Origin of the sequence: Halomonas campaniensis, assembly GCF_014193375.1 — a bacterium.
Classification (GTDB): Bacteria; Pseudomonadota; Gammaproteobacteria; order Pseudomonadales; family Halomonadaceae; genus Halomonas; species Halomonas campaniensis.
Map to the genome: position 1 here is coordinate 1 of NZ_JACHZF010000050.1, position 7526 is coordinate 7526.

The following is a 7526-nucleotide window of genomic DNA, read 5'->3' on the forward strand; positions in this document are numbered from 1 at the left end:
GGCGCTCGTCGGAGTACTTCATCGGAACCTCGTCACGCCCCACATCGTTCAGAGTCTAACAGCCGCTGAGGCTCCAACTAGCTTGACAGTGGGGGTCTGGGCGTGTTGGCAAGCACCGAGGCCTGGCTGGCAGCACGCAAGCTGCGCAATCAGCTGATTCACGAATACATGCAGGACCCGGTGGCCTTTGCCGAGGCGCTGGCGTCGGCAAGGCAGTTCTCCCTGATGTTGATGGCAACCTACAACAGCCTGCGGGACTATGCCGAACAGCGCATGTCGCTGGACGGTTCGCTCCCCGAAGCGCTGGTGCTGCCGGATCAACATCCCCGGTGAGATCCTGTAGAATTCATTGCCCACTCTCCAGCCCCGATGCCGCCGTGACCGACCAGATGCTTCCCGCCCTCGAACAGCCCTACCTCGACCTGATGCGCCAGGTCCTCGACCATGGCGTGGAGCGCAGCGACCGCACCGGGGTGGGCACCCGCTCGCTCTTCGGCCACCAGATGCGCTTCGACCTCTCCCGGGGCTTCCCGCTGGTCACCACCAAGAAGCTGCACCTGCGCTCGATCATCCACGAGCTGCTGTGGTTCCTGGCCGGTGATACCAACATCGCCTACCTGAAGGAGAACGGCGTCAGCATCTGGGACGAGTGGGCCGATGAGAACGGCGACCTGGGCCCGGTCTACGGCTACCAGTGGCGCAGCTGGCCCGACCCGCGCGGGGGGAGCGTCGACCAGATCGCCAAGCTGCTCGAGCAGATCCGCACCAATCCCCAGTCGCGGCGGCTGATCGTCTCCGCCTGGAACCCGGCGCTGGTGGACGAGATGGCCCTGCCGCCGTGCCACTGCCTGTTCCAGTTCTACGTGGCACAAGGGCGGCTCTCCTGCCAGCTCTACCAGCGCAGCGCCGACATCTTCCTGGGCGTGCCCTTCAATATCGCCAGCTACGCGCTGCTGACCCGGATGATTGCGCAGGTGGCGGGCCTCGAGCCAGGTGATTTCGTGCACACCCTGGGCGATGCCCACCTCTACCTGAACCACCTGGAGCAGGCCGAGACGCAGCTCGCCCGCACCCCGCGCCAGGCGCCGCGCCTGGTGCTCGACCCGGGCGTCACGGAGCTCTTCGACTTCCGCTTCGAGCATATCGCCATCGAGGGCTATGACCCCCACCCCCATATCAAGGCCGCCGTGGCGGTGTAAGCGGAGAGACGTCATGAGCGACACCGACCCCCTGATCGAGGAGACCCTGGTTCCCGTGGCGATGATCGCCGCCATGGACCGCAACCGGGTGATCGGCGTGGACAACCAGCTGCCCTGGTACCTGCCCGAGGACCTCAGGTTCTTCAAGCGCATGACCCAGGCCAAGCCGCTGGTGATGGGTCGCAGGACCTTCCAGTCCATCGGCCGTCCGCTGCCCGGGCGACTCAACATCGTGGTGACCCGCGACCCTGATTTCTACCAGGAGAGCATCCACCGCGACGGCATCCGGGTCTGCCACGACCTGGCCGCCGCCCTGGCCCTGGCCGACCAGCAGGCGACCATCGATGCCGCCGAGGAGATCATGGTGATGGGCGGTGCCCAGATCTACGCCCAGGCGCTGCCCCTTGCCAGCCGCCTCTACCTCACCGAGGTCGACATCGAGGTAAAGGGCGACGCCCGCTTCCCCGAGATCGACCCCGCCGAGTGGGAGGAGGTGCAGCGCGTGCCCGGCACCCCCGCCGAGGGGCAGCCCGACTACCACTTCGTGGAGTATCGCCGCCGGGGTCCTGTCGGCGCCTGACGACATTTGTCATGTCGAGGGTTCTGGCACAGACTTGTCGGCACTGCCTCGTCATGTAGCGCTTGGAGGAAACCGGTTGTGATCGAGGAACGCTCAAGTCGTCTGCTGGACGCCCTGGAAGGGCGCACCGAGACCCTGCTCGGCCTGCTGCAGGAGGAGCGCCGGCAGCGCCAGGCGCTGACCGGGCGGCTCGCCGAGCTGGAGCGGCGCCTCGCCGAGCTCGAGGCCAACCGCCTGGAGCTGCAGGAAGAAAACCGCGAGCTCGACGAGCAGAATCGCGAGCTCGAGGAGCACAACCGCCACCTGCTGCACGAACGCCTCGCCGGCAATGCCGGCGAGGGCGGCTTCCCCCGGCCTCACCGCCGCTCCCAGGGACTTTCCGCGCTGATCGGCCGGCCGGCGGCGGAGCGCGATGCGTCGGGAAAGCCCCCTGTGGGAGCCCGATTTATCGGTGGTCCGACATTTCGGCGATCAGAGCGACCCGAGCCAACGGCAGAACCCACCGAGGCGCCCGCAGGCGCTCGGCCTACCGGGCGCGACGAAACACCGGCATCGCCAAGCACATCTGGCCCTTCCCTGGAGGAAGGTACACCGGCGCCGAACCCCTCCACTCCCCAGGACAGCCTCCCCATCGGCGAGGCTCCCTCACCCCAGGCGCTGCTCGCCGAGTGGTACCAGCGCTACGGGTCGGCCTTCTTCAAGGGGCATACCCGGCCGCTGCAGGTGGGCATCCACGAGGCGCTGGCCGCCCGCGAGCCCTGGCCCGAGAAGCTGGTGCGCCGGGCCCTGGCCTGCTACGTCAACCTGCCGCGCTACCTCAAGGCGGTGCGCGAGGGGGCCGAGCGCATCGACCTGGCGGGCCAGCCGGCCGGCGTGGTCGACGCCCAGGCCGCCGAGCACGCCCGCAGGAAGCTCGACCGCCTGCAGGCCGATCGCCAGCAGCGCCGGGGCAAGGCCGCCGGGCCGGGCAGGGTGGGGCAGGCAGCCAAGCCCCGCGCCGCCGGCCGCAAGCCCGCCGCGCCCGCCGCCGACAGGGCGCCGGCCGCCAAACCCGCCCAGGCCGAGGCGCCGGCCGCCCCCGCCACCCTGGAAGAGAAGCTCTCGGCCCTGCTGGCCAAGCACAACGGCCGTTGAGCGCCGCGTTGGCAGCCTTGACTTGTCTTTGTCATATCAGCTGGGCATCATGAAGTCGCTCGGCGCCGGCCGCCGGCGTCCTGATGGGGTTCGCCGGTGATCGGCACGGTCGGCCCGCTCGCGAGAACCGCACGACCGTGAACGCAGGGGAAAGTTCCACGGGAAGGGTGCACGACGAAGGAAAACAGTGTTTTTTCTTGTTGCGTTCCCCCAACTCCCGGTATAGAGTTCCTCTTGCGAGCATTGGACTATAACAAGGCGATGCCGAGGTCATGCCGCACCCGCTGCCACTTCTTCCCGCGAGGGAACCCGGCAGCCAGGAAAGAAGAGCATGCCCGGCCATGCCGGCTGCAGCGCCCCCACCGGGCAGGCCTGCAGACACGATCGAAACAGACTGCTAGTCAAAGGAATCTTGAAAATGAAAAAGACACTGTTAGCGACTGCTATCGCTGGTGCCATCGCCGCTTCCGGCATGGCCGTCACCAACGCCCAGGCCGCTACCGTCTATGATCAGGACGGCACCAAGGTCGACGTCTATGGCCGTATCGCCCTGGGTGTCGCAGGTGGCGGTCCCGAGTGGACCACCCGTGACGGTGATCGGGTCGCCCAGAACAACGACGAAGCTTTTGTCGACGTCTTCTCCCGCCTGGGCCTGCGCCTGAGCCACCAGGTCACCTCCGACATGTCCGCCTTCGGTCGCCTGGAGTGGCGCTTCCGCGCCGACGAGTCCGGCAACCGCAACGGCAACAACTTCGACGCCTTCAGCGAGACCCGCCAGGCGTACCTCGGCCTGCGCAGCAACACCTGGGGTACCATCCAGGCCGGTAACTTCGACTCCTTCTTCAACCAGGCCGTCACCATCCCGTTCGATGTCTACATCGATCGCGGCCTGGAGTTCGCCGGTCACCCGACCCAGTCCCGCGGCGACTCCATCGGCTATATCACCCCGAATCTGGAAGGCTTCCAGGTCTACATGCAGGCCAAGCACTACAGCAATCGTGGCCAGAACGAAGGTGCAAATCCCGATACCTTCGAAGACGGCACTACCGTTGCCGGCCAGGGTGGCCTGGTCTACGAGATCGATGGCCTGCGCCTGGCAGCCGGTGTCGTCGACGACGTCGTCGAGGGCGATGGCGGCAACGACGAGCTTCGCTATGGCGCCACCGTCTCCTACGAGTTCGTTCCGGGCTTCTCCGCTCGCCTGGGCTACGAAGGCCGCGACGACAACGAAGTCAACGGCGGCGGTTTCGATACCTGGGGTCTGGGTGCTTCCTACTCCATCAACCAGTGGGCATTCAACGCCGATATCTACGATGTCGACCCGGATAATGGCGACAGCCGCACCTCCTGGGCACTGGGCAGCTACTACAACGTCTCCAGCGCCTTCCAGGTCTTCCTGGAGCTGCAGCAGGCTGACCAGGCAACCGTCAACATCACCCTCGACGGCCTGGACTCCGACATCTCTGCCGACGGCGACGATGTCTACTGGCTGACCGGCGCTCGCTACTTCTTCTAAGCGGCAGCTTGCCCTTCGAAGCAGCGATACGCTGAAGCAGCACACAGAAGCCGGCCCCTCTGGGGCCGGCTTTCTATGTACGCGACGCTCGCGGCGATTGACCGCGACGCCTTTCCTGTTCTCGCTGCCATTTCCCTGCAGCTGCGAGCCTGCCACCAACGCCGACTCCCCCTTGCCCGGCATCCTGGGCTAAGCTGACTTGGGTCAACGACCCGTTCGCAAGCCATCAAGGATGAATGCATGACGACCGTACGCCAGGGCCGTTCAGGGCCGGCCGAACTGCTGTGCGAGGGCTGTTCGCTCCACGGGGCCTGCCTGAGCCGCAGCCTGCCGCTGGAGGAGCTCGAGGCCTTCGACGCCATCATCGACCGGCCTCGGCCGCTCAAGCGAGGCGAGGCGCTGGTGCGCCAGGGGCAGCCCTTCACCAGCCTGTTCGTGGTGCGCTCCGGCAGCCTCAAGCAGGTGATCGACGTGGATGGCCGCTACGATCAGGTGGTGCACTTCTACCTGCCCAGCGAGACGGAGGGGCTGGACGCCATCGGCGAGGCGCGCTGCCCGGCCACGGTGCTGGCCCTGGAGCGCACCTTCGTCTGCGAGTTGCCCTTCGCCCACCTGGAGCGCCTGGCCACGCGCCTGCCATCCCTGCGCGGCGCGCTCTATCGCTGCATGGGCCGGGAGCTGCGCGGCGACCAGCGCCAGGTCTGCCTGCTTTCCGGGCGCACCGCCGAGCAGCGCCTGGCGGGCTTCCTGCTCGGCCTCTCGGAACGCTTCCACGCCCGCGGCTGTTCACGCTACCGCTTCCACCTGGCCATGTCCCGGGCGGATATCGGTAGCCACCTGGGCCTGGCGCTGGAGACCGTCAGCCGGGTGATGGGCCGCTTCCAGCGCCAGGGGCTGGTGGCCATGGCCGGCAGGGAGGTGACCCTGCGCTCCCTGGAGGGGCTCACGGTCATCGCCGAGGACGGGCCTCGCTGACTCCGGGCCACCCTGTGGCACTGCCCGATGGGCTCCCGCGGCCCGCAGCGTCGACGGTGCGTGATTGGTGGCGATGCCCTGCCATGGCATGATGAAGGCCATGTTAACGCCGCAGGGAATTCCCCCTTGCCTCAACGCTTAAACCTCTCGCTGCGCATGCGGCTGCTGGCCGGCATCGGCCTGGGCTGGCTGGTGCTGGTGGCGGCCCTGCTGGGCTACGGCCATCTCAGCGGCGGCGGCCTCGCCAAGCGCGAGAACCTGTTGCACCTGGAGTACGAGGCGCAGCTGATCGCCGACCAGCTCTCCCGGGAGATCGCCGAGCGCCAGCGGGTGCTGGCGCGCCTGGCCGACGATCTGGCCATCGACGACCCCGACCTGGACGCGCGGCTGCGCGCCCAGCAGCCGCTGCTGGCGCTGTTCGACCGGCTGATGGTGTTCGACGCCGAGGGCCAGCCGGTGGCCGACTGGCCACCCTTCCCCCGGGGCGGGCCCGCCATCGGAGGGCGCGACTACTTCCGCCACGTGCAGGCCTTTAGGCGCCCCCACGTCAGCGAGCCCTACCGGGGCGGCGAGACCGGCATCGACCAGGTCATGGTGATCCAGCCGCTGCTGGACGAGGCGGGCGAGTTCCTGGGCATCCTCGGCGGCAACACCAGCCTGCGCGACGGTGCCTCCTACCTGAACCTGCGCGGGCGCCGCCTGGGCGAGGCGGGCCACGTGGTGCTGGTCACCGCCGATGGCCGGGTGATCAGCCACCCCGACCCGGCCCGGGTGATGCAGCCGGCACCCGATGCCGCCTCGCTGCCGCTGCTGGACCTGGCGCTGTTCGGCTGGGAGGGCAGCGGCGAGGGGCGCCTGTTCGACGGCGCGCCCGGGCTGATGGCCTTTCGCCAGGTGTGGTCGGCCGACTGGGTGGTGGGGGTCTTCCTGCCCCTGGAGCAGGTCGAGGCGCCGCTGCGGCACTATGCCCGGGAGCTGCGCTGGGTCGGGGCCGGCACGGTGGCGCTGATGCTGCCGCTGCTGTGGTGGCTGCTGGGGCTGGGGCTGCGCCCCCTGCATCGCCTGGAGCGGCTGATCGCCCGGGTGGGCCGGGGCGAGCTGGCGCGCATCGAGCTCAGGACCGGCATGGTGGAACTCGCGCAGCTGGCCGATGCCTTCAACACCCTGGAGGGCCGCCGCCGGGAGGCGCTGGCCTCGCTGGAGTCGCGCGAGGCGTTCCTGCGTGCGGTGCTGGCGTCGTCGCCGCTGGGCATGTTCCTGGCCGATACCCGCGGCCAGGTCAGCTACTTCAACCCGGCCCTGGAGCGCCTCTCGGGCCTGCCGCTGGCGGAGTATCGGCTGGCCGCCTGGCTGCGCCGGGTCCATCCGGACGACCGCGATGAATTCGTCCAGGGCTGGCGCGGGGCGCTGTCCGGCGCGGCGGAACTCAAGCAGCGCTACCGCTTCTGTGGCCCGCGGGGCGAGTGGCTGTGGCTCGAGGTGCACGCCAGCCGTGTCACCCTGGCTGGCCGGCCGCTGGGCTTCGTCGGCCTGGTGCAGGACATCACCGAACGCCATGAGCGGGAGCGGCGCCAGCGCTGGGAGGCGGAGCATGACCCGCTCACCGGCTGCCTGAACCGGCGCGGCTTCGAGCGCCGGCTGGCGGCGGCCTGCGAGGCCAGCCGGCGCCGGGACGATGCCGCCCTGGCACTGATCCTGCTCGACCTCGACCACTTCAAGGTCGTCAACGACTCGGCCGGCCACGCGGCGGGCGACGAAATGCTGCAGCGGGTCAGCGGCCTGCTGCGCGAGGCCGTGCGCGACGAGGACGCCGTGGCGCGGCTGGGCGGCGACGAGTTCGCGATCCTGCTGGGCGCCACTCGAGAGACGGTGGTCCGGGAGGTTGCCGAGCGCCTGCGCACCCGCCTGGCCGAGCTGCGCTTTGCCTACGCCGGCCATACCTTCACCACCTCGGCGAGCCTGGGCGTGGCGCTCCACGAGCCGGACGAGGATGGTCGGGCGCTGATGGAGCGCGCCGACCGCGCCAGCTAAGTGCCTAACCGAAAGTTTTCGTGCATAATGTGCGTAGGATAACTGACACGGACGGAACCATGGCAAGGCGCTTCGTTGCCCCTCTCACTGA

Annotated in this window: 7 protein-coding genes; all 7 read left to right on the forward strand. The window is 68.7% G+C overall.

The annotated features are described in order from the left end of the window. Positions 1-102: 102 nt before the first annotated feature. The 7 genes from BDK63_RS17945 to BDK63_RS17975 all read left to right on the forward strand — a co-directional run bounded on the left by BDK63_RS17945 (position 103) and on the right by BDK63_RS17975 (position 7435). On the forward strand, positions 103-333 hold the full coding sequence (locus tag BDK63_RS17945) for a hypothetical protein (protein WP_183334469.1): 231 nt from the start codon (positions 103-105) through the stop codon (positions 331-333). Positions 334-389: 56 nt separating this feature from the next. After that, a complete protein-coding gene (locus BDK63_RS17950; RefSeq protein ID WP_183334474.1) occupies positions 390-1199 on the forward strand; it encodes a thymidylate synthase in 810 nt (269 codons plus the stop codon). 13 nt (positions 1200-1212) lie between these two features. Beyond that, positions 1213-1779 carry a dihydrofolate reductase gene (locus BDK63_RS17955; protein ID WP_183334470.1) on the forward strand — a complete coding sequence of 189 codons (567 nt, stop codon included), beginning with the start codon at positions 1213-1215 and terminating at the stop codon, positions 1777-1779. A 78-nt stretch (positions 1780-1857) separates the two neighbouring features. Continuing rightward, complete coding sequence (locus BDK63_RS17960; protein WP_343065345.1) at positions 1858-2913, forward strand: ProQ/FINO family protein; 1056 nt, start codon at positions 1858-1860, stop codon at positions 2911-2913. A gap of 418 nt (positions 2914-3331) precedes the next feature. Further along, positions 3332-4429, forward strand: a complete 1098-nt coding sequence (locus BDK63_RS17965) for a porin (RefSeq protein ID WP_183334471.1) — start codon at positions 3332-3334, stop codon at positions 4427-4429. Positions 4430-4669: 240 nt separating this feature from the next. Beyond that, on the forward strand, positions 4670-5404 hold the full coding sequence (locus BDK63_RS17970; protein WP_183334472.1) for a helix-turn-helix domain-containing protein: 735 nt from the start codon (positions 4670-4672) through the stop codon (positions 5402-5404). 126 nt (positions 5405-5530) lie between these two features. Beyond that, complete coding sequence (locus BDK63_RS17975) at positions 5531-7435, forward strand: sensor domain-containing diguanylate cyclase (protein WP_183334473.1); 1905 nt, start codon at positions 5531-5533, stop codon at positions 7433-7435. Positions 7436-7526 lie beyond the last annotated feature (91 nt).